22 protein-coding genes and 1 tRNA gene are annotated in these 21,512 nt (G+C 53.9%); 8 read left to right on the top strand and 15 right to left on the bottom strand.

What is annotated here, in order from left to right; translation table 11 throughout:
- From RHH81_RS02995 to RHH81_RS02985, 3 genes are all read right to left on the bottom strand, one after another.
- The gene (locus RHH81_RS02995) at positions 1–1,287 is read right to left on the bottom strand and encodes a dihydrolipoamide acetyltransferase family protein (RefSeq protein ID WP_310743362.1); all 1,287 of its coding nucleotides are present in this window, start codon (positions 1,285–1,287) and stop codon (positions 1–3) included.
- Between the two features lie 65 nt (positions 1,288–1,352).
- The gene (locus tag RHH81_RS02990) at positions 1,353–1,787 is read right to left on the bottom strand and encodes a YlqD family protein (protein ID WP_302677319.1); all 435 of its coding nucleotides are present in this window, start codon (positions 1,785–1,787) and stop codon (positions 1,353–1,355) included.
- 17 nt (positions 1,788–1,804) lie between these two features.
- Positions 1,805–3,781 carry a long-chain fatty acid--CoA ligase gene (locus RHH81_RS02985; RefSeq protein ID WP_310744310.1) on the bottom strand — a complete coding sequence of 659 codons (1,977 nt, stop codon included), beginning with the start codon at positions 3,779–3,781 and terminating at the stop codon, positions 1,805–1,807.
- A gap of 113 nt (positions 3,782–3,894) precedes the next feature.
- Between RHH81_RS02985 and RHH81_RS02980 the strand changes: the two genes are divergently transcribed.
- From RHH81_RS02980 to RHH81_RS02970, 3 genes are all read left to right on the top strand, one after another.
- Positions 3,895–4,491, top strand: a complete 597-nt coding sequence (locus RHH81_RS02980; RefSeq protein WP_206201008.1) for a nucleoside triphosphate pyrophosphatase — start codon at positions 3,895–3,897, stop codon at positions 4,489–4,491.
- Between the two features lie 65 nt (positions 4,492–4,556).
- Positions 4,557–4,919, top strand: a complete 363-nt coding sequence (gene rplS / locus RHH81_RS02975) for a 50S ribosomal protein L19 (RefSeq protein WP_149820398.1) — start codon at positions 4,557–4,559, stop codon at positions 4,917–4,919.
- Positions 4,920–4,927: 8 nt separating this feature from the next.
- Positions 4,928–5,000 (top strand) — tRNA-Trp (locus tag RHH81_RS02970).
- On the opposite strand, the gene RHH81_RS02965 is transcribed toward RHH81_RS02970, so the two are convergent.
- The gene (locus RHH81_RS02965; protein WP_206201007.1) at positions 5,001–5,684 is read right to left on the bottom strand and encodes a type I restriction endonuclease subunit R; all 684 of its coding nucleotides are present in this window, start codon (positions 5,682–5,684) and stop codon (positions 5,001–5,003) included.
- Between the two features lie 22 nt (positions 5,685–5,706).
- Positions 5,707–6,954: a site-2 protease family protein gene (locus tag RHH81_RS02960; RefSeq protein WP_310743360.1), complete on the bottom strand. Its 1,248-nt coding sequence runs from the start codon at positions 6,952–6,954 to the stop codon at positions 5,707–5,709.
- 140 nt (positions 6,955–7,094) lie between these two features.
- On the opposite strand from RHH81_RS02960, the gene RHH81_RS02955 reads away from it, so the two are divergent.
- Positions 7,095–7,307 carry a hypothetical protein gene (locus RHH81_RS02955; RefSeq protein ID WP_206201005.1) on the top strand — a complete coding sequence of 71 codons (213 nt, stop codon included), beginning with the start codon at positions 7,095–7,097 and terminating at the stop codon, positions 7,305–7,307.
- Between the two features lie 17 nt (positions 7,308–7,324).
- Entirely contained in the window at positions 7,325–7,684 is a 360-nt protein-coding gene (locus tag RHH81_RS02950; protein WP_206201004.1) for a phage holin family protein, read from the top strand.
- On the opposite strand, the gene cobJ is transcribed toward RHH81_RS02950, so the two are convergent.
- The 8 genes from cobJ to RHH81_RS02910 form a co-directional block, all read right to left on the bottom strand.
- A complete protein-coding gene (gene cobJ / locus RHH81_RS02945) occupies positions 7,681–9,510 on the bottom strand; it encodes a precorrin-3B C(17)-methyltransferase (RefSeq protein ID WP_206201003.1) in 1,830 nt (609 codons plus the stop codon). The genes RHH81_RS02950 and cobJ overlap by 4 nt on opposite strands.
- Before the next feature lie 3 nt (positions 9,511–9,513).
- The gene (locus RHH81_RS02940; RefSeq protein ID WP_225901636.1) at positions 9,514–10,002 is read right to left on the bottom strand and encodes a TM2 domain-containing protein; all 489 of its coding nucleotides are present in this window, start codon (positions 10,000–10,002) and stop codon (positions 9,514–9,516) included.
- Between the two features lie 89 nt (positions 10,003–10,091).
- Positions 10,092–10,766: a GTP cyclohydrolase I FolE gene (gene folE / locus RHH81_RS02935; protein WP_225901689.1), complete on the bottom strand. Its 675-nt coding sequence runs from the start codon at positions 10,764–10,766 to the stop codon at positions 10,092–10,094.
- A 47-nt stretch (positions 10,767–10,813) separates the two neighbouring features.
- Positions 10,814–11,521, bottom strand: a complete 708-nt coding sequence (locus RHH81_RS02930) for an SDR family oxidoreductase (RefSeq protein ID WP_206201001.1) — start codon at positions 11,519–11,521, stop codon at positions 10,814–10,816.
- Positions 11,518–12,492, bottom strand: a complete 975-nt coding sequence (locus RHH81_RS02925) for an acetyl-CoA carboxylase carboxyltransferase subunit alpha (protein ID WP_206201000.1) — start codon at positions 12,490–12,492, stop codon at positions 11,518–11,520. Before RHH81_RS02925 ends, RHH81_RS02930 begins: the two co-directional genes overlap by 4 nt.
- A 23-nt stretch (positions 12,493–12,515) precedes the next feature.
- Complete coding sequence (locus tag RHH81_RS02920) at positions 12,516–13,544, bottom strand: long-chain acyl-[acyl-carrier-protein] reductase (RefSeq protein WP_310743359.1); 1,029 nt, start codon at positions 13,542–13,544, stop codon at positions 12,516–12,518.
- Between the two features lie 44 nt (positions 13,545–13,588).
- Positions 13,589–14,284: an aldehyde oxygenase (deformylating) gene (locus RHH81_RS02915; protein ID WP_149820418.1), complete on the bottom strand. Its 696-nt coding sequence runs from the start codon at positions 14,282–14,284 to the stop codon at positions 13,589–13,591.
- 147 nt (positions 14,285–14,431) lie between these two features.
- Positions 14,432–14,878: a hypothetical protein gene (locus RHH81_RS02910; protein ID WP_302678806.1), complete on the bottom strand. Its 447-nt coding sequence runs from the start codon at positions 14,876–14,878 to the stop codon at positions 14,432–14,434.
- Between the two features lie 326 nt (positions 14,879–15,204).
- Here RHH81_RS02910 and grpE point away from each other — a divergent pair, with 326 nt between their 5' ends.
- Both grpE and miaB read left to right on the top strand, forming a co-directional pair.
- Positions 15,205–15,891, top strand: coding sequence for a nucleotide exchange factor GrpE (grpE, locus tag RHH81_RS02905; RefSeq protein WP_310743358.1), 687 nt, complete (start codon positions 15,205–15,207; stop codon positions 15,889–15,891).
- A 15-nt stretch (positions 15,892–15,906) separates the two neighbouring features.
- Positions 15,907–17,259 (top strand): tRNA (N6-isopentenyl adenosine(37)-C2)-methylthiotransferase MiaB, encoded by a 1,353-nt coding sequence (gene miaB, locus RHH81_RS02900; RefSeq protein WP_206200996.1) that lies wholly within the window; start codon positions 15,907–15,909, stop codon positions 17,257–17,259.
- 11 nt (positions 17,260–17,270) lie between these two features.
- Here miaB and RHH81_RS02895 read toward each other — a convergent pair whose 3' ends face one another.
- Complete coding sequence (locus RHH81_RS02895; protein WP_302677308.1) at positions 17,271–18,380, bottom strand: ATP-dependent 6-phosphofructokinase; 1,110 nt, start codon at positions 18,378–18,380, stop codon at positions 17,271–17,273.
- Between the two features lie 192 nt (positions 18,381–18,572).
- Here RHH81_RS02895 and dnaG point away from each other — a divergent pair, with 192 nt between their 5' ends.
- Positions 18,573–20,651: a DNA primase gene (dnaG, locus tag RHH81_RS02890; protein ID WP_310743357.1), complete on the top strand. Its 2,079-nt coding sequence runs from the start codon at positions 18,573–18,575 to the stop codon at positions 20,649–20,651.
- Positions 20,652–20,749: 98 nt separating this feature from the next.
- On the opposite strand, the gene RHH81_RS02885 is transcribed toward dnaG, so the two are convergent.
- A complete protein-coding gene (locus RHH81_RS02885) occupies positions 20,750–21,427 on the bottom strand; it encodes a Crp/Fnr family transcriptional regulator (protein WP_310743356.1) in 678 nt (225 codons plus the stop codon).
- Positions 21,428–21,512 lie beyond the last annotated feature (85 nt).

Here is a 21,512-nt window from a genome sequence, read left to right as displayed (position 1 = left end):
TTAGAGCGTCAGGGCTTGGGGATTGGTTTCAATCAGTTTCGCCAAATCCTGAAGGAAAGCGGCAGCATCGGCACCATAGATCACACGGTGATCACAGGTGATATTCACCTTCATCTGCCGTTTTACCCCCAGCAGGCCATCCTCGGTGGCAACCACCGTTGGACGCGACGCCCCCACCGCCATAATGGCTCCTTGACCGGGGGTGAGAATGGCGTCGAAGAAGTCAACCCCGAACATGCCTAAATTGGAGAGACTAAAGGTACCTGTGCTGTACTCCTCAGGTTGCAGTTGCTTGGCGCGCGCCCGCTCCACCAAGTCTTTCCAAGTGCGCGAGAGGCTGTAGATGTCAATTTGATCAGCGTTCTTCAACACTGGTGTAATCAGCCCACCCCCCGGCATCGCCACAGCCACAGCAATGTTAATGTCGCGGCGATATTGAATCCCTTGCTCTGTGTAATAGGCATTCATGATCGGGTGTTTTTGCAGCGTCAGGGCGATCGCCTTGGCAAGGAGCGCCGTCATTGTCACCCCTTTTGACTTGATTTGCTGGTACAGCCGATCCAACGCATCCGTTGTAATCGTGTAGGCCACATGGAAGTCGGGAATGCCAAGGCTGGCCACCATATTTCGCACAACGGCATTTTGTAGCGTTGTCAGGGGCACCAGATCCTCTTTGGCGACGACCGGGGCAGTCGCAGCGGCGGCTGTGGGGACAGGGGGTGTCGCTACTGGTGTAACGGGAGTTGCAGGCGCACCAATCAAGGCTTCCACATCAGCCGCGGTAATCCGACCATTGGGGCCCGTTCCCTTGAGCGTCTGCAAATCAATTTTGTGTTCCTTGGCCAATTTGCGGGCACGGGGGGAAGCAATCACTCGCCCAGTAGTTGCAGCGACAGCACTGGTGGGAGAAGCCACTGCCACAGGAGCCGTTGCGGAGCCATTACTTGTGGCCGCAGCGGGAGTCGAGGCCGTTGCCGCAGAACTCGTCGTAGAACTGGTCACCGCCCCAAGGGACTTGGCCTTTGCCTCTGCTTCCGCAATTTCTGCTTCTGTTTCTGCCACAAGGCCAATGGTGGAACCGACGGGTGCCACTTCGCCAGCAGGCACGGTAATCACCGCCAAATAGCCGTCGTAGAAGGACTCCACATCCATATCGGCCTTGTCGGATTCCACAATCAGCACGGTTTCCCCTTTGGCCACCTTATCGCCGGGAGATTTCACCCAAGAGACAATTTTCCCTTCGGTCATGGTGGAGCTGAGGGCGGGCATGAACAGTTCACGAATCATAGAGGCTGCTATCCTTGGTTGGCAATCGAGAGGGAGTCAAATTCACTAAAAATGAAAGGTAAAAGTTAGAGTGTGCCGCGAATTTCTTCGATGACGCCATTGCGCAGGAGAATCTCCACCTGCATTTTTTGGATCAAGTTGTCTCCTTTAGTGACATAGAAGAAATTATCCACTTGACCTTGATCCACTTCCTGCCCCATTTGGAGGCGTTGCACCTGATCCAATTGTTGAAGAATCAGATTTTTTTGCTGCAACAGTTGCGCCTTTTGGTTGTTGGCTTGCCCTTGAACCTCTTGAATGCGGGCATTGATTACGTCTGGCGCTTCAGTGCTTTTGCGCAGTTCCTCAATCACCTGCTGCAATTGAAAATCCAACTGCTGAATTTGGCTATCCACTTGATTTAGTTGTGTCTGAAGCTGCCTTTGGGCATCGTCTTTCCACTCGGGAGTGACGATTGCTTTCACCATAATCTGGCGCCGCAGGAGCAGTTTAGTATCCATAGAGTCTGTCATGGAGATTACTCAAACATGGCGTTAATCATATCGCGGTAGCGATCGCTCACGACATGACGACGAATTTTTAGGGTTTGGGTCAAAAGACCATTCTCTATCGTAAAGGGTTCGAGGACAAAGCGAAATGTGGCAATGCGATCATCTGGGCGATAGCCGGGGCGATTTTGCACTTCCCGCAGCAGTTCTTGGCGGTAGAGATCAATAATCACTTTGCTCTCCAGCGTCACCAGTTCACCCGTGCCTGCTGGTGCCGGTCGGTTCGGCAACTCTAGCCGGTACCCCTTGGCAGCCACCCACTGCTCCAGCGCTTCCAAATTAGGCACAATCAAGGCACCCAAGGCTTTTTGATCTTGACCCACCAGCATAATCTGGTCAATGTAGGCGCTGCGGATACAGGCATCCTCAATGGGCTGCGGTTCAATATTTTCGCCGTTGCTGAGAACAATCGTGTCCTTCTGCCGCCCCGTCAGCACCAAATCGCCATTGGGGGTGAGGTAGCCCAAGTCGCCCGTGTCAAACCAGCCCTCACCATCCAGCACCTTGGCAGTGGCCTCCGGTTTGTTGTAGTAGCCGCGCATCACTTGTGGCCCTTTGGCCATCACCAGTCCTTTTTGGCCAAACTCAACGGGGGCTTTAGTTTCGGGATCCACAATTTTAATCGCGGTATCGGGAATGGGACGGCCGGCGGAGCCGCGTAGATTTGCCCAAGAGCGGCGAGCGGTCAGTACCACAGCCGTTTCTGTGAGGCCATAGCCCACTAGTACTTCTAGGTTGATGACTTCATAGAATGTGTCCAAATGGGGGGCAAGGGCACCGCCACCACTAATCACCTGTTTAATTTCACCGCCCGTGGCTTCACGAATTTTGCGATAGACACGCTTCTCCCCCAGTTCGTAGAGAGGCTTGAGGAAAAAGGTTTGCAGACGGGCAACCAATTTTTGCCAACCGCTGGGATGGGGGTTGGTCAGGCTGAGGCCGGTGAGCAGTCGCCGTTGCAGGACATATTGCTGGCCAACACTGAGGAAAAACTGGGCAAGGCGCCGTTTCATGGCCGGGGCATCGCGCAGTTGCTTTTGCACGCCTTCATAAAAGCTTTCCCAGATGCGGGGCACGGCAATCAGGTAGTGGGGCTTACACCGTTTTAAGTCATTCTTGAAGTGGCGGAGGTTGGTGTAGGTTTGGCTACAACCACAGGCAAAGAGAAAGTACTCGGCCACCCGTTCGTAGGCATGCCAAATGGGCAAGATACTGAGAATGCGATCGCCCACCTGCGGTTGCACAATTGCCCAGAGATTGACAATTTGACTCAGTAGCCCCCCATGGGTGACCATCACGCCCTTGGGTTGACCTGTGGTACCGGAGGTGTACATCAGCGTTGCCAAGTCATCGGGGGTAATGGCGACTGCCCGCACTGTGCCATATTGTCCTTCCGTAAAGACTTGACCAAAATTCAAGAGCCGCAGGGGAAAATGCTCAAGTTCTGGGGATTCTGCACTTAAGAGCACAACAGTTTCCACCCCTGTCTCTGCTAAACCCTCTTGAAGTTTGCGCAAGGTGGCCAAGTTTTCAATCAGCAGCAGGGTTGAACCACTATCACGGAGAATGTAGAGAAGTTCTTGGGCCTCTGCGGTACCACTGCGCACCACATTAATGGCACCGGCCATCATACTGCCTTGATCGGCAATCAGCCAGCGGGGACTATTGTCAGCAAATAAGGCCACGCGATCGCCGGCAGCGACACCCAGCGTTTGTAGGCCAGCAGCAAAGCGTTGAATGCGTTGATAGAGTTCACTGTAGGTAATGCGAGTGGCCGGCTCTTCGTAGGGCGCATCAACAGCAACCACCTCCCCATGGCGTTGCGCTAGGAGAGGCCAAATTTCCGGCAGCGACTGGAGGGTTTTGTAGGCCAAAAAGTGATCGGGTAACGAGGCATCTTGGGGGAGGCCGCCGGGGGGAGTGTAGGTGTAGGCCGCACTGGTCATTGGTTTGGCTCCAGACGCAACACCTAGATAATAAACCCTCAATGGGACACCTCATGCAGGTTTAACAATTTCAATGTGAGATCATAAGAATCGGTTACTTAGCAAGCAGTCCTATGGTGCCCTTTGTTCTTGCCTCTGCCTCGCCGGCGCGCCGCCAACTGCTGCGACAGGTTGGCATTGATCCCATTATTCAACCCAGTCACTTTGATGAATCCGTGATTCAGGCAACTACTCCCACGGAACTGGTGCGATTACTGGCACGGTGTAAGGCAGAAACAGTGGCTCAAACCTACCCACCCCCCGCCCTCATTTTGGGCTGTGATTCTGTGCTGGTTCTAGGGGGAGAAATTTATGGTAAACCAGCCTCGCCAGAGGTGGCGATCGCCCGCTGGCAACAAATGCGCAGTCAAACGGGAGAATTGCTGACAGGCCATGCCTTGATTGACTTGGCACAGGGGCGCACCTGTGTTGAGGTCGAGTCCACCCAAGTTGTTTTTGCCGATATTAGCGATGCCGAAATCGCTGCCTACGTCGCTTCTGGTGAACCCCTTGCCTGTGCTGGTTGTTTTGCCCTCGATGGCCAAGGTGGTGCCTTTGTCGAGAAAATTGTCGGGACTCCTAGTAATGTCATTGGCTTGAGCTTGCCCCTACTGCGGCGGATGCTGCTGAGCTTGGGATACACCCTTGGCGATGTGCAAGGCAAGAAATGAAAAACTAGCCTAGACAAGTCTAAATGCTTAGGGTATGCTAAGAGATTGCGAGTTAAGGAACTGTCATGAACGCCCAAGAGATTATTCGCTCGATTGAAGCGGAGCAAATGAAGACTGACTTGCCCGTGATTCATGTGGGCGATCGCGTTCGGGTCGGAGTCAAAATTCAAGAAGGCGGTAAAGAGCGCGTCCAACCCTACGAAGGGGATGTGATTGCCATGCGCAACACGGGCATTAACCGCACCATTACCGTGCGCCGTGTCTTCCAAGGAGTGGGCGTTGAGCGCGTCTTTTTGCTACATTCGCCACGAATTGATAGTATAAAAGTAATCCAGCGGGGTAAAGTCCGCCGTGCCAAACTCTACTACCTGCGCAACCTCGTGGGTAAGGCCTCGCGCATCAAAGCACGGTTCGATCGCCCTCTGTAAACAGCCTTGCGTCCTTAGTTCAGTTGGTAGAACGTCGGTCTCCAAAACCGGATGTCGGGGGTTCGAGTCCTCCAGGGCGCGTTAGTTAATCTGATCTGAAGGTTTTGGTGTCTTAAAGTCCTTTGCAACAGGGATGTACTGGACTAAATGCTTGAGTATCTGGGCGACGCGGATGAGATTGCGATCGCTATCGGAAAGCAAAGTAAAGTTATGAGATAGCGCAAATTCATTGCCAATGAGTTTCACAAAAAGATAGTCATAGCCATTCGTCACCAAGCCAAAAATAGGGAGATTGCGGTCGGGACAGGCAGACATATAGGCAAGGGCTTGGGGCACAGCCCGTAAGACACTAAAGCCACTCCGTTTACCTTCAATCACGACTAGCCAGAAGTTGTCCCGAATCGTCAGCGCATCTATCCGTCCCTCTAGGCTGACTTTGCCCTCCTCACTATCAACTTCCGTTTGGATTTCTACCCATGTTTCACCGCGAATGCGATAGGGGGGGTCACACAGGCCTAATGCGTCTAGTAAGGGGGATAGCAAGATAATGTTTAGCGTTCCCTCGCTCACTTCACTTTCTTCTAAGTAGAGTAAATACCGTTGGGATAAGCGGTTTAATGCCTCTATTTCCCTATCGCTGAGCTGTGCTGTTTCCGATTGCCACTCAGGAAAAAAGTTAGGGTTGGTGGATTTAACGAGACCTAATTTGGTCTCTAAATCCCGAAAGTTGATGATTGCTCGAGCGATCGCGGTTGCAGTAGCCATTATTACCCATTAAAAACGATACCTAGCGAACTTCAGAGACGAGGGGTGTGCCGCGATCGCTCCCCTGAAATTGCAGCGCTGTTTTTGCCAGTTCCAATAATTGCAGTTCAGGGGGATAGTGCCTTTCTTGCTTGAGGCGTTGAATGTCCTGTTTCCCCAGTTGCCAGTGCAACCGTTTGGCTAGAGCCAGTAGGACATCGCCGCGATCAATGACGCCCGCCACGGCATCGGCAGGGGTTAAAACCGTAACAAAGCGCTGTTGCTGCTCCTCTAGGGTGCAAACCGTCTTGGCGAGAGAGTCTGATTCTTTGACGGTGGCGATCGCCCGCAGGGGGACGGCTAACTCTTCGACTGGCGTCACTTCCCAGCGGCTGCGCTCCACATGGTTCAAGGCTTGGGGATCCAAATAGCCGCGGTAGCGACCATCGGTGGCGACAAAGTAGGCTGTGGGCTGGCGATCAGCTAGGAGGAGATAGCAATCGGCAAACTCCCGCAGAGAGAGCGTGCCCTCAATGACGCGAAAATCCCGTGTCATGGCCTCGGCAGCCGTTAGAGTGAGCAGCGTTTCTTGGAGCTGGCTGAGACGGTGGTAGAGTATCGCATTTTGCAGGGCAAACCAACCCAACAGTCCCAACCACAGACCATTACCACTGCCAAGGAGTGTCAGCAATAGCCCAAAACTAATAGCTAACCAGCCCAACACCTGCCCCGATCGCGCCGCCCAACGCATCCCCTGAAAGCGATTGCCTGTCAATTTCCAAACGGCTGCCTTGAGCACTTGACCCCCATCGAGGGGAAGTCCCGGCAGAAGGTTAAAAACCCCCAAGACAAAGTTAATATTGGCCAGATAGAGCAACAGTTCATGGAGGGGATGATCCCCCGGCAGTACCACGGCTGCCCCTTGCAACAGGGCAAAAAGGGCAAAACTCACCAAAGGCCCCGCGATCGCCACCTGAAAAGCTTGACCGGGGGTATTGGATTCCCGTTCAATGGCCGCCATGCCGCCAAAGAGAAAGAGGGTAATCGAGCGCACCGTAATCCCTTGGGAACGTGCCACCAAGCTGTGTCCCAATTCATGGAGCAAGACTGAGGCAAACAACAGCAGGGAAACGACAAATCCCATTCCCCATGCCAGTGCTCCCCACTGCGGGTAGGTGGCTTGCCAGTCACTGCCATTGAGAAAGGTAAACAGCAGAATCACCAGAAACCACGACCGATCAATGTAGAGGGGAATGCCAAAGACACGCCCCACTTGCCAACCTTGTCCCATGCCCACCTCAGTGCATCGCGCTCTATCTCCATTATCGCCCCAGATTCTGAATACACATGATTTACAAAAATTTGCGTCTCAAAACGTGACCTTCCCATCTCTGGCCTAAAATAAAGGCAACGCTGCTAGAGGATGGTGCGATGTCTCAAGCCCCTGTACTGGTGTCTGCCAATGGCCATGTCCTAGACGTGTCCTTTGATTCCTTTTGGCAAGGGTTGCAGGAGTTTGGCTCCCATTTGCTGTGGTCATTGTGTCTCTCACTGCTCCTGAGCCTTCTCCTCAGTCTGATCAGCTACTGGCTTAGCGTGACTTTTGGGATACCCGTACTGCCCTTCTTTTTGATTGTTGTTTAACTGGTGAGGAGCTGCGTATGTGGGGTTTACTCATTACTTGGATTGTGACCAGTATTAGTTTGTTTATTGTGTCGCGCCTCTCATTTTTGGGTGTGGAAATTGATAAATTCACAACCGCGCTGTGGTCGGCGATTGTCTTCGGCTTTTTGAATGCCACGTTGGGGGCTATCCTGAAATTCTTTGCATTCCCCTTTATTTTTCTGACGTTTGGTTTGGTTGCGCTGATTATCAATGCCGCCATTTTTGCCCTTGCAGCAGCCCTTGTCGATGGCTTTAGACTACGCAATGGCTTTTGGAGCGCCTTTTTTGGCTCGATCGCCCTCAGTATTGTCAACTGGGCTTGCTTTAGTCTGCTGGGTCAGGCCGGCTTGCTCTAGGATGCCTTTCCTAGATAGCCACGAGGGGTAATCAGCCAATCATGGAAGCGGTGGGTACTGGCATTGCCGATCAGCACCAAGCTGAACATATCCACCGTTTCCGGTTTCAAGGCGCCAAGGGTGGTGAGGGTGATCTGCTCCTCAGGGCGATAGGCGGCACGGACGATCGCCACGGGTGTTTGCGGTGAACGATATTTTAAGAAAATGGCTTTGGCGTCCACCAATTGCTGCTGGCGATCGCGCGAACGCGGATTATAAAGGGCGGTCACAAAATCGGCTTCAGCCGCCGCCCGTAAGCGCTTCTCAATCACTGGCCAAGGGGTCAGGCGATCGCTGAGGCTAATGGTACAAAAGTCATGCATCAGGGGTGCCCCTAGGCGGGCAGCGGCAGCATTCACGGCACTCACCCCCGGCAACACCTCTACGGGTAAATCGCTGATACCCGCTTCTGCCAATAGCTCTAGCACCAGACCCGCCATGCCATAGATGCCACAGTCCCCAGAAGAGACCACGGCGACATTGAGTCCCCACTGGGCTAGATCGATGGCATCTTTGGCGCGTTGTCGCTCTTGGGTAATGGCATAGGCAGCAACCATCTGTCCTGGTCGCCGCAGGGGGGCCAGCAATTCTAGGTAAAGCCCATAGCCCACGAGAATATCGGCGGCCAAAAGGGCAGAACGGGCTGCGAGGGTGAGTTGATCCAAGGCTCCCGGACCAGTGCCAATCAGGCTCAAGGCACCTTGGCGGGGAATGAATTCCCGTTCAGACTGGGCAATGGCGATCGTCACCGCACCGGGTTCACCCCCTTGGCGGTAAATCTGCTTAGGAACAATTAAACGCCCCCCCTCACTGGCTAATACTGCTGCGGCTTCAGCCACACTGGGCGTTCCCATTTCTGCGGCGACAATGGTTGAGGGGGTGGGTACGCTAACAGGCGCCAATTCTTGAGCGGAAAACCAGCGGCTTGGCCAATGGTGCGCCGCAGCCACCTGACATAACCCCACTTCATCGGCTTTGCGATCAATACTGGCAAGGCCGGCGATCGCCAGCGGGCTTAACCCGGCTTGGGCAAGGGTATGATCAATGGCCTGCTGGATCAGGGCTGCGGATGTTCCCCGTTCACAGCCAATGCCGAGCCACAGTACCCGTGGATGCCAAGCCACACCTGAGGTCAAAGAGGCGGGCAACGCTTTTTCGGTAATCCAAACCGCATTTTCTAGGGGTGGGGTGCTGACAAACTCAAGGGGGTGATCTGAACTAAGAGCCGTGCGCCACAAAGAGCTACCGCAGGTTTGATACACTTGCAGCGGTTTTCCTTGAGCTTGTTGGCGGGCGATCGCGTTCCAGTCGCCGCTGCCTCGTTGCCACCCCAAGGCCGTTCCCCAGGTATCCACAGCAAAGTAGCCTTGGGCATGACTTGCTCCCGTGAGAATGGGTGTCGCGCCAATGGCGGCGCTGAGCATTTGACACAGGCGATCGCCCCCAGCCCCATGACTACCTAGCAAACTCACGATCCATTGACCATCCTCAGACAGAACGCAGACCGCCGGATCCTGTCTTTTGTGGGTCAACAGGGGCGCGATTAACCGCACCACCGCACCGCAGGCTAGGGCAAAGACCCAAGCGCGATAGTGGCACCAGTGTTCCTGCAAATGGGCTGCAAGGGGGCGATCGTAGGTTTGTACCCTAGGGTGAGTGGATGCTAAATGGCTGGGTACCCAGATGTTCAGGGGAATCCCCGTGTCAACAAGGCGTTGCAGTTGAGCCAGCCCTTGGGCAGTGGTGGCGATCGCCCCAATGGGTTGAAACTGGTCTAACCGTGGCATGAACTAGACATCAAAGCGATAGCGCACTGCGCCCGTTTCTGGATCGTTAAATACTGTGGCGTAGCCGAGGCGTTGGGCTTCAAAGAGCAGTTCCTCAACGGTTTGGGCATCAAAATGGGTATAAAGTGCGGCTTGGGCGGCAGAAAGGACGCCACCGTGTTCCTTAGCCACTTGCAGTAAGCGGTGCATGGGCGTCGTGGGGTTGAGGTCGGCTTGTTCCCATGCGGTCAGATAGCGCCCCCGCAGGTAGGTATTGCGGTGATCTACCATCCCCGGAATTAAAAAGAGATCAATGAATTGGCCAATGCCACAAAAGCCAAAGGTGATCAGGTACAAAAAGCCAATCATCGGCTGGCCGACATAGAAGCGTTGCAGGCCACAGAAACCCCCAAAGCTCAAGCACCACAGCAGATAGGCAACCCCCACCTTGAGGAATTTTGGCTGCGTTTGCCAGCGTTGGCGATGACTGGAAAAGGAGAGTGTTTGCCCCATGATCTCAGGAGGATTCCGCTATTTCTCATCCTAACCTAAGTTTCTGAAAACCACTGCGGGGGCTAGCGATCGCCCCCCAAGGATACGTCCTAGAAATTCGGCTGATGACGAATCAGATTCAGAAACTCCTCACGGGTCTTTTGATCTTCACGGAAAACCCCCAGCATCGAACTGGTCACCGTCCAAGAGCCGGGTTTTTGGACACCGCGCATCACCATGCACATATGGCTGGCTTCCATGACCACAGCCACCCCCTTCGGATCGAGAACGGTTTCAATGGCTTCGGCCACTTGACGGGTCAGGCGCTCCTGCACTTGCAGCCGCCGTGCATACATTTCGACAATTCGTGCCAATTTGCTGAGGCCGATCACCCGCTGATTGGGGATATAGGCCACATGGGCTTTGCCAATGAAAGGCAACATGTGATGCTCACAGAGGCTAAAGAAGTTAATGTCGCGCACTAAGACCATTTCATCGTGGCCTTCATCAAAAATCGCGCCGTTGACAAGGGTTTCAAGGGATTGACTATAGCCACTGGTGAGAAATTGCATCGCTTCAGCAACCCGCTTGGGGGTTTTCAGTAACCCCTCGCGATCGGGATCCTCACCCACATTGAGTAGAATTGTGCGCACTGCGGCCATCATTTCTTCTTTGGCAACCTCAGGGGGGGGTGGGTGGGGAATCGCTTCTTTGCCTTGGTGGGTGTTGCGATCGGGCAGAATTGCCGGAGTGGTCGCTTTACCGTTGATGATCGAATCGGGCATATTGAACGTTGTCATAGAAAGAGTGACAAGTGAAGGACAAAGGGAGCCTAGAGGGTTCCGCCAAGGGGCATCACCACTAGCTCTTCCACAAAAGCCGTTTGCGGCAATTGAGTCGTGTACAAAATCGTGTTAGCAACGTGTTCAGGGGTTAACATCCCCGTGCGGTCAAAGTTTCCTGCTACGTCTTCCCAAATGGGGGTATCAACGGCGCCGGGACAGATGGCAATCACGCGGATACCGTGGGCGCGTTCTTCAGCCGCCATCGTTTTGGTCAAGGCCATGAGGGCAAACTTCGAGACACAGTAGGCGCCCCAGTCGGGAAAAACTTGGCGTCCAGCAATTGAAACAACATTTACTATCGTACCGCACTGGCGGGATCGCAGTTGCGGCAGTACCGCTTGCGAGCAAATGAGGGCACTGGTGAGGTTGACGTTAAGAATTTGCTGCCAGTCCGCCAAGGGTTGATCAATCAGGGGCGCAGTCCTAGCCATCCCCGCATTATTCACCAGTACATGGACATCGCCAACACGAGCGAGAATCTCATCAAGGCGCGATCGCAGGGGTTCAGGATCGCTAAAGTCCACGCTAAAGGTATGGGCTTCAACCCCACAGGCCACCACTTGGGCATGAACGGCAGCAAGTTTGGCGGGCGATCGCCCCAACAGCACGACATTAAACCCCGCTTGGGCAAAGGCAATGGCCGTGGCGGCCCCAATGCCACTACTGGCGCCCGTGATTAAGACTTGTTGGGTCATATCGCTTCACTAAAGACGCCCATGCGCCGAAACTTCTGATAGCGCAACTCCCGCCGTTCACTACTGCTGAGGGCTTGCACTGCCGCCAAATTTCGCAGGAGAGCCGCCTTGAGATTTTCCGCCGCTTCTACAGGGTTGCTATGGGCAGCGCCGACAGGCTCGGGCACAATTTCATCAATAATCCCCAGCTTCAGCAGATCGCGGGCGGTGATTTTCAGGGCTTCCGCCGCTTGGGGCGCTTTTTGGGCATCGCGCCAGAGAATCGCCGCACAGGCTTCTGGGGGCGCCACACTATAGACGGCGTGCTCAAACATCAGCAGGCGATCGCCGACACCAATGGCCAAGGCTCCCCCTGAGCCACCTTCACCAATCACGGTACAGATGATCGGCACCTCAAAGCGAAACATCTCCCGCAGATTGTAGGCAATCGCTTCCCCTTGGCCAAACTTCTCCGCCTCTACCCCAGCCCAAGCCGCTGGTGTATCAATAAAGGTGAGGATGGGCATCTGAAAACGGTTCGCGTGCTCCATCAGACGCAGGGCTTTGCGATAGCCCCCCGGTGAGGCCATACCAAAATTGCGAGCCACATTATCCTTGGTGTCGCGACCCTTTTGCTGCCCCAGCATCACGACGGGTTGACCATTGAGGCGACCAATACCACCGACAATCGCTGGATCATCGCTGCCTCGGCGATCGCCATGGAGTTCAATCCACTCTTCGCTAATGGCTTGGATGTAATCCAGCGTGCTGGGACGGCGCGGATGACGAGCCACCTGCAGGGTTTGCCCCGGCGTCAGCTTACTGAAAATTTCATAGCGCAGTTGCTTGGCGCGCTCTTCCAATTCACGGATTTGCTCCGAGACATCAACGCCAAACTCCGAGGACTTATCCCGCACCTGCTGAATTTGGGCTTCTAGCTCCACAAGGGGCTTTTCAAACTCCAACAGAAGCGTGCGACGTTCGTTTGCCATAGGCGATTGGGTTCCTTTTGGTTTTACTGAGGGTTCAACAGTAGGGGCTGAAATCCGTGTTTACGGGAGACCTCACCAATTTGCTGCATCTTTTCCACCGTGATTTGATTGCGCCCCCAAGAGAAATTGGTGTGCCAGCCCTCAAACTCCAAAAGCATGGCTTCCGCAAAACAGGCAAACATCTGCCGTGAGGGCACATCCATATTCACAATTTCCATAATTTTCCAGTCAATATCGAGGGCATGCTCAACAATGCCACCATTGAGAACATGAATCTCTGGGTGCTGAATTTTGGTGCCCATATTTTTCGGGTAGCCGCCATCAATCATTAGCGAGGGGCGTTTTAACTGCTCAACACTCAGCTCGACGCCCTTGGGCATACTGGCCACCCAAACCACAATATCGGCAAGGGGCAGGGCATCCATTAAGTCTAGAATTTTCCCCCGTCCCAATTCCGCCTGTAGATCTAGCAGGCGATCGCGATTTCGTGCCACCAGTAAGAGATCCTGCACATCCAAGCAGGTATTCAACCAACGGCAGACAGCACTGCCAATATCCCCAGTAGCCCCACAGACAGCCACAGTTGCCTGACGCAAATCAATCCCCACTTGGGGCGCCGCCTGCTCAATTTGTTGGCAGATGATATAGGCGGTGTGGGTATTCCCCGTGGTAAAGCGGCGAAAGTCTAGCTCGATATTGCGAACGTGGGACATTTTCTCCAGATCAAAGTTCTCAAAGATGATCGAGGAGAAGCCCCCCAGCGCCGTAATGTCAATATCATGCTTTTGGGCATGGGCCATGGCGTTAATGATTTTGCGAGTCGCCGCCTTCACCCGCTGGTTGGCCAGCATTTCCGGTAAGAAGCAGGACTCGACGTATTTGCCATAGATAGTTTTGCCCGTGACGCTTGTCACCGTAATCTCATCGACGATCTGCGGCGGTGCCATACACCAAAATTCCAAGCCTTGATCGGCGTATTCGGGATAGCCTAACTGGTGGGCAACGGCTTGGGCGTGCTCCAGATTCGTCAGATGACCAATTAATCCAAACATACAAGCGTGCGGTGACTAAAATGTAACGATATGTTAAGCCACCCTTATGCCGCAGTTAGGCCATAAACCGACATCTTCATAATTTCGCGGGTGGTAAAGCCGATATTTTCTAGGGCACCACTGTACTGAATCATGAAGTCTTCCACAAGGGCGTCTTTTTCCATGCCAAGCACTTTGGCATCTGCTTCCACTTGGTTGAGCATTTTCCAGACCAAGGGCAGGTTGGCGCGATTGGCTTCTTCAACTTCCGCTTTGACGCTCTCAAAGTTTTCCTTTAACCAGATTTCGCCAAAGTTGAGGTGGCTGTACTCATCTTTGACCACACCCTCAGTAATTTTGCGGGCAAAGGGATCTGCCATCGGGATGTAGATGTTGTAGGCGGCGATCGCGAAGCACTCGATGATTAAAGCTTGAATCAGTAAGCAAGTCGCAATTTTCCCCTCTGCGAGTGCCGCTTGAAAGTTACCGTGCAGTTTTTCAAAGAAGGCCTTGGCAAATTCCATATCTGGGGTCACGCTCAGGTTGCGACCACAGGCCTCAAACCCCTTTCTGTGGCGCGCTTCCATCTTGGCAAGGCGGGTGAGTTCTTCTTGGTGCTCGGGCAGCAGCTTGGCTAGGTCAATGTAATTGTCGTGAGCTTCCTGTTCACCTTCAATGACAATGGCGTTGATGCGGCTGTAGGCATCCTTGTAGCGATCGCTATGGTAGTCCAACTCAGGGGTAGCGGTAGCCGTTGTCATTGCGAACTCTCCTAAACACAAATTTATTAGAAGTTATGAGGTAGCAGGGCTTCCGTTATCATAGCGCAGCAGCGATCCCCTGACGAGGGGCAGCGTGCCAGAGATTTTCGAGTTCCTGAATAGGCGAATCTCTATGCACCGATAGCACTAGAAACTGCCCATATTGCTTGGGGGTGGCACTTCTGGCAACGGCTGAGGGGGAGGAGCGACCGACTGAATAGGGCCATTGTAGTCAATGCGAATCATCGGATTGCTGGGGTCGGGGTTGACCGTGACAATACTTTCAATAGTTGGTGGTTCCGCAGGTGCCCCCCCTAGAAAGCGAAAGGTAAACGTACCATCACCATTGTCCACGTAGGGGGATTGACTCGCAGGCCCAAACATGGATGCTTCAGCGCGGTAGCGACTCAACCCGCCATTCGCCCGCTCTGCTGCCTGTCGTGCCCAATTCCGTGCCCGCTGGAGGACTGGATTATCTACCCCAAAGGGATTAAAGTTTTCCCGTGGTGGTGGCTCTGTCTGTGCCAGCACTGGACTGATACCTGTCAACGCGCACGCTAGAATCAGGCTGAATGTCATGGGGTGAAAGGACATCAACGCAAACTCCCACTCCTAAACTTTGCTTTGGCAGTCATGCCCTTAAGTGACGAGCAACTGAATCTTTCAGTTCCAAACCCAATATGAACCTTGTCCTAAAATAGGGGATCCATAAAGGGGAGGCAATCCTCTTCCATAGTGCCCCTCAGGTTTTTGGCTGCGTGCCAGCCTTGGGAAAAGAGCCGTAGTAGAGAAGTCCGTAATAGACGGATGCCTCGCCCCTATTGATACAATGGGTAAAGTGATAGGCTAAAACGATTGCACGAGTTAAACGCACTGCGGTGCGCAATCCACAGTCTAGAGGGCATAACCTGAGTCAACCTATGAGTGATGAAACCCTAACCAACCCCGCTGCTGAAGCCCAAGAAGGCGAAATTACCCCCGATGTCGTTGAGAATCATGCAGAGGCCACCACGAGCGAAGAGGGTCAAGCATCTGAGGCGACCTCTACGGATACTTCTGCGGATGCAGCGGACTTGCTAGAGAAAATTGCTGCCCTTGAAGCTGCCAAGGCTAGTCTTTCGCAGGTGGTGGAGGAGCGCAATAGCCAATATATGCGCCTTGCCGCTGACTTTGAAAACTTCCGCAAACGCACCCAGCGAGAAAAAGAGGAACTAGAGCTACAGATTAAGTGCAGCGTCATTGCTGATTTACTGCCGGTGGTGGATAGCTTTGAGCTAGCCCGCACCCACATTCAAACCGAAACAGAGGCGGAAGAAAAAATTCACCGCAGCTATCAGGGGGTTTACAAGCAACTGGTGGAATGCCTCAAGCGCATTGGTGTTTCGGCGATGCAGGCCAGAGGCAAGCCCTTTGATCCCAATCTCCATGAGGCTGTGCTGCGGGAAGCAACGAATGAGCACCCTGAAGGCACGGTGATTGAAGAACTCAAGCGGGGGTATATGCTGGGCGATCGCGTGTTGCGCCATGCCATGGTCAAAGTGGCCGCTCCTCCTGAAGAGGGTAGTGCCAGTGACACGAATCCCACCAATGATGTGACGGACGTATAGGGGCACTTCAAGGGAATGCCACGCCGCTACTACATCACCACCTTTGGCTGCCAAATGAACAAGGCCGACTCCGAGCGCATGGCCGGGGTCTTAGAAGCAATGGGCTTAGAACCGGTGGCCGAGCCGGATGAGGCCGATGTCTTGCTCTACAATACCTGCACGATTCGCGACAACGCCGAGCAGAAACTCTATTCTTACCTAGGGCGGCAAGCCAAGCGCAAGCATCAAGACCCCAACCTAACGCTGATTGTGGCCGGTTGTGTGGCTCAACAGGAGGGGGAACAATTGCTGCGGCGAGTGCCTGAAGTGGATCTGGTGATGGGGCCGCAGTATGCCAATCGCCTTGGCGAGCTGCTGGAGCAGGTGTGGAATGGCAGCCAAGTGGTGGCAACGGAGCCACTGCACATTGTTGAGGACATTACCAAACCCCGCCGCGATAGTACGGTCACTGCTTGGGTCAATGTGATCTATGGCTGTAATGAACGCTGCACCTACTGTGTGGTGCCGGGGGTACGGGGGCAAGAGCAATCCCGCCGCCCCGAGGCAATCCGCGCCGAAATTGAGGAACTGGCGGCTCAAGGCTACAAGGAAGTGACGCTCCTTGGGCAAAACATTGATGCCTACGGTCGCGATTTGCCGGGAATTACCCCAGAGGGGCGACGGCAGCACACGTTTACGGATCTGCTCTATTACATCCACGATGTGGCCGGCATTGAGCGGATTCGCTTTGCCACCAGCCATCCCCGTTATTTTACAGAACGCTTGATTCGAGCCTGTGCCGAACTGCCCAAGGTGTGTAAGCATTTCCACATTCCCTTTCAGTCGGGAGATAATGAGATTCTTAGGGCAATGGCACGGGGCTATACTCGCGAGCGTTACCTACAAATCATTGAAACGATTCGCCGCTATATGCCAGATGCCGCCATTAGTGCCGATGCCATTGTCGGCTTTCCCGGCGAAACAGAAGCCCAATTCCAACGCACCCTAGATCTGGTGGCGGAGGTGGGCTTTGACCAACTGAATACGGCAGCCTATTCACCGCGCCCGAATACGCCAGCGGCCACCTGGGACAATCAAGTACCGGAAGAGATTAAAGAAGATCGTCTGCAACGGCTGAATCATTTAGTGGCCACGATCGCCAGCGATCGCTCCCAACGCTATCTTGGACGGGAAGAGGTAGTGCTGGTGGAGGGGGTCAATCCCAAGGATCCGCAACAAGTCTATGGCCGCACGGATGGCAACCGCCTGACCTACTTACCCGGTGAGATTGAGACCCTACGGGGACAACTGGTGCGGGTTCGCATTACCGAGGCGCGAGCCTTTAGCCTCAGTGGCGTGCCTCTTACAGCTCATTCCTTGGTTGGCTGATTCCGTGGGGTCTAGATCGCACAAATCACTTCATCGCGGCAAAGAGTGGGATCAACATAGGGCAGCATCGGCTGATCCCCGACATAAATGCCCAGCCCTTGAGCCGTGCGAATTAAAAAGCTATTGGGATCTACATGGCGTGGGCATTGAGCCACCACATCGGCAATGGGAACAGTGACCACCTGTCCTGCCTGCCAAGCTACCATGCGATCAAATGTCCCTTGAGCGGCTAAATCCACAGCGGTATGACCCATGCCCGCTGCCAACAGCCGATCTATGGCCATGGGGGCACCGCCCCGTTGAATGTGACCTAGGACTGAAACCCGCAGCTCAATGGGGATGGGACTGTGCTGGGCAATTTTATCGGCAATGTACTGACCAATACTGCAATGGCGGCGCTGGTGGGCGTCCTGCTCCAGTTCTTTGACACCCTCGGCAACGACGATGAGGGCAAACTTACGTCCCCAGCGATCGCGCAACTTTTGCAGATGCTGGCAAATGCCTTCAATGGAGTAAGGAATTTCTGGGATGAGGATCATATCGGCACCCCCAGCAATCCCCGAATACAGAGCCAAGTGACCGGCAGTGCGCCCCATCACTTCCACCACAAAGACGCGATCATGGCTAGCGGCGGTGGAGGTAATCCGACTCAGGGCTTCCACCACAATGTTGACGGCGGTATCAAAGCCAATGGCGCGATCCGTAAGAGCAACGTCATTATCAATGGTTTTCGGAATGGCAAGGAAATTCCAGTTTCCCTTTTGCGCCAGTTGATGCAAAATCTTCAAGCTGCCATCGCCACAAATGGCAATAAGAGCATCCAAGCCCAATTCATAGTACCCAGCAATGACTTCATCGGCATGGCCAAGGGTATCGCCCTTATTAATTGCTCCGAGAATGGTTCCCCCCATGTTGAGCAGTACATCCATTCCCCCGAGACCCTCGGCATTGAGGGGGATCGCCTTCCGCTCAATTAACCCCTGAGTGGCGTGGAGAATGCCAAGCACCTCCCAACCGTAACTTAAGGTAGCATGGGCAACAATAGCACGGATGGCCGTATTTAGACCCGGGCAATCTCCGCCACTCGTAAACACACCAAGTCGTTTGCGGCTGGTACTCATGAATCCTTGCTCCCTATGTGAACGGTTATGGCCTCAAAGCCTGCCTCTGCGCCTAACAACGACACCGTCAACATCCTAGCGAAGGTCAATCGCCCTTGACTGCTTGAGTTAAGAGCTTGCAACATCCTTAGGAATCGTTGAATTTTGCAGTGGGGAATATCTGATTAAGGGGATCGCTTAGACTAGTAATCTATGGAAATTCCTCGCCTACACCCCGATACGATTGAGGCGGTGCGCCAAGCGGTCAACATTGTCGATGTGGTGGCCGAGCACGTTGTCCTACGCAAGCGTGGGCAAGAATACGTGGGTTGTTGTCCTTTTCATGAGGAGAAAACCCCCAGTTTTACGGTGAGTCCCCTGAAGGGCTTTTATTACTGTTTTGGCTGTGGGGCGGGCGGCAATGCCATTAAGTTCCTGATGGAACTACAAAAACGCTCCTTTGCCGAGGTGGTACTCGACCTTGCCCAACGCCATCAGATTCCAGTGCGCACCCTCGATAGTGAGCAAAAACAGGCCCTACAAGCGCGGCTCTCCCTTCAAGAGCAACTCTACGAGATTCTGGCGATCGCCACCAGTTTCTATGAACATGCCCTGCGGCAACCCATTGGCCAAGCCGCCCAAGACTATTTGCAGCGACAACGCCATCTCAAAGAGGAGACGATTCAGCAATTTCGCTTGGGCTATGCCCCTGCGGGTTGGCAAGTGCTCTACACCTACCTTGTGGAGCAAAAAGGGTATCCCCCTCAGCTGGTAGAACAGGCCGGTTTGATTATCCCTCGGCGGACAGGGGACGGCTACTATGACCGCTTTCGCGATCGCCTGATGATCCCGATTATGGATGCCCAAGGACGGGTGGTGGGGTTTGGCGGTCGCACCCTCAGCAACGAAGAGCCAAAGTATCTCAACTCTCCAGAAACCCCGATTTTTAACAAGGGGCAGTTGCTCTTTGGGCTGGATAAGGCGCGGCAGGCGATCGCCCGCAAAGATCAAGCAATTGTTGTCGAGGGTTACTTTGACGTGATGGCGCTGCACCAAGCGGGGTTTTCCCAAGCGGTGGCCAGTCTAGGAACGGCCCTCAGCCAAGCTCAAATTAAATTACTGCTGCGCTACACCGAGTCGAAGCAAATTATTCTCAACTTTGATGCCGACCCAGCGGGAGAACGGGCGGCCGATCGCGCCATTGGTGAGGCTGCCGATTTGGCCTATCGGGGTGATCTGCGACTGCGAATTCTCACATTACCAGCGGGCAAAGATGCGGCTGACTTTTTCAGCGCGGGTGAAGCACAGCGGGAGCACTACCAAGCTCTCTTGGATCAAGCGCCCCTGTGGCTGGATTGGCAAATGCAAACCATTGTGCAGCAGTACGATCTCAAGCAAAGTGATCAATTTCAGCAGGCGAGCCAAGCCCTGAGCCAACTGTTGGGAAAACTGCCCAATGCCACACTGCGCAGCCACTACATTCACCACTGTGCTGAGCTATTGGGAGGCCATGATAGTCGCTTCGTTCTCCGTTTAGAAGAATCCCTGCGGCAACAGGTGCGGGGTCAACGTTGGCAGGGGCGATCGCAAAAATGGCAACGTCCGGCGGACTATAACCTCCGTCAAGCGGCGGAAGAACAACTGCTGCGCCTCTACCTCCACTGCGGCGACTATCGTCCCCTGATTCGCCAAGCCCTGCAAGCGCGGGACATTGAATTTAGCCTCTCCCACCATCGTTGGCTGTGGCGGCAGATCTTGGCCATTGAAGAAGCGTACTGTGCCGGTCTGCCAGCGCCCGATGATCCCTATACCACTGAGTGGCCCCTTCATTCGCCCACGGAAACAGGAACCCAACTCACGGATTTAGATTTGGTCACGCACCTTTTTGATCGCCTCGATGAGGCGGAGGAGGCCGCCCTCATTACTCCACTACTCCATTTGGATGAAACGACTGCCGTGAGTCTGGATCGTCCTGAACTCGTGATCCAAGCAGCGGCAGCAGCCCTTGAGCGCATTGCTGTTGAAAAGCGATGTCGCTATATTCTCCGGGCTTGGCAGGAAACTGTCGCGCTGATTTTAAGTGAATCCCTTGCCAGCGAAGCCCTGCGCCAGTATTTGGATCGCCTACTCACCGACAACGAACCTGCGATTGAGGACATCCCCGGTGTGGCGCCAGAGCGACTGCAAGTGCTTGCCCAACTGCGCCGTGACTACTACCAGCATCGCCAATACCTGCAGCAATTGGATCAGCAGCGCTGTCCGCCGTTGGCCGCAATTCGCAGCTATACCTAGGTCTAGTTCTGGCGCTGTTCAATACTGAGCCCCTTCATCGCTCCCCAAAATTGTTTCTGAAGGTTTTGAGCCGGTTGAGCCTTGGGGAAAAAGCTCGACTATTCTTCACTCAATCTTTGTAGCCGCTGGCGATCGCAGATGGTAATCTCATTGCCCTCTATCCTCAGAATGCCTTGGGTATTCAGGTCGTAAAACGCCCGCGACAGCGTTGCAGGAATAGTGCCTAGCAAAGCGGCCAGCTCTGTTTTTTTCAAATCTAGGGTAATGCTATCTGGGCGATCGCTAGTGGCCAATCGTTGCAACAAATAGGCTGCTAGGCGTTGGGGCACCTGTCTAAAGGAAAGGTCTTCTATAAGACTCACCAAATGACGCAGATGCCTAGCAAAGCTAGCTAGCAAACGAACACTTAGATCCGCATCTTGGTGGAGCAAATTCAAAAAAGCGAACCGCGGCAAAAAGATCAGTTCAACGTATTCAATTGCTTCTGCCGAGGCAGGATAGGGCTGGTTATCGAAGGCCACCACCTCCGCAAAGCTGTCGCCCGGTTCAAAGATATTCAGGATTTGCTCCTTCCCTGCCGCTGAGAGATTAAAGACCTTGACCCGCCCGGTTTTCACAACAAAAAACCCCGCAGCGGCATCGCCTTTTCTAAAAATGATTTGCTGCCGTTGCCAAGTCTGTAACTGCGAAATTGCAACCAACCGCCCTAGCTGGGGTGGCGAAAGTTCACTAAACATTGGTGACTGGCGCAGACATTCCTCAATACCCGCTTTCATGACCCACCGTAAAAGTTAAATATTTCTCAAGGTTCCTTTTGACCTAAGTCAAGGCGCTACCCCCCAAGCCGCAGCTACCTTAAGT

The organism is Thermosynechococcus sp. PKX95 (assembly GCF_031583295.1).
Classification (GTDB): Bacteria; Cyanobacteriota; Cyanobacteriia; order Thermosynechococcales; family Thermosynechococcaceae; genus Thermosynechococcus.
This window is presented reverse-complemented; position numbering and strand designations above follow the sequence as displayed.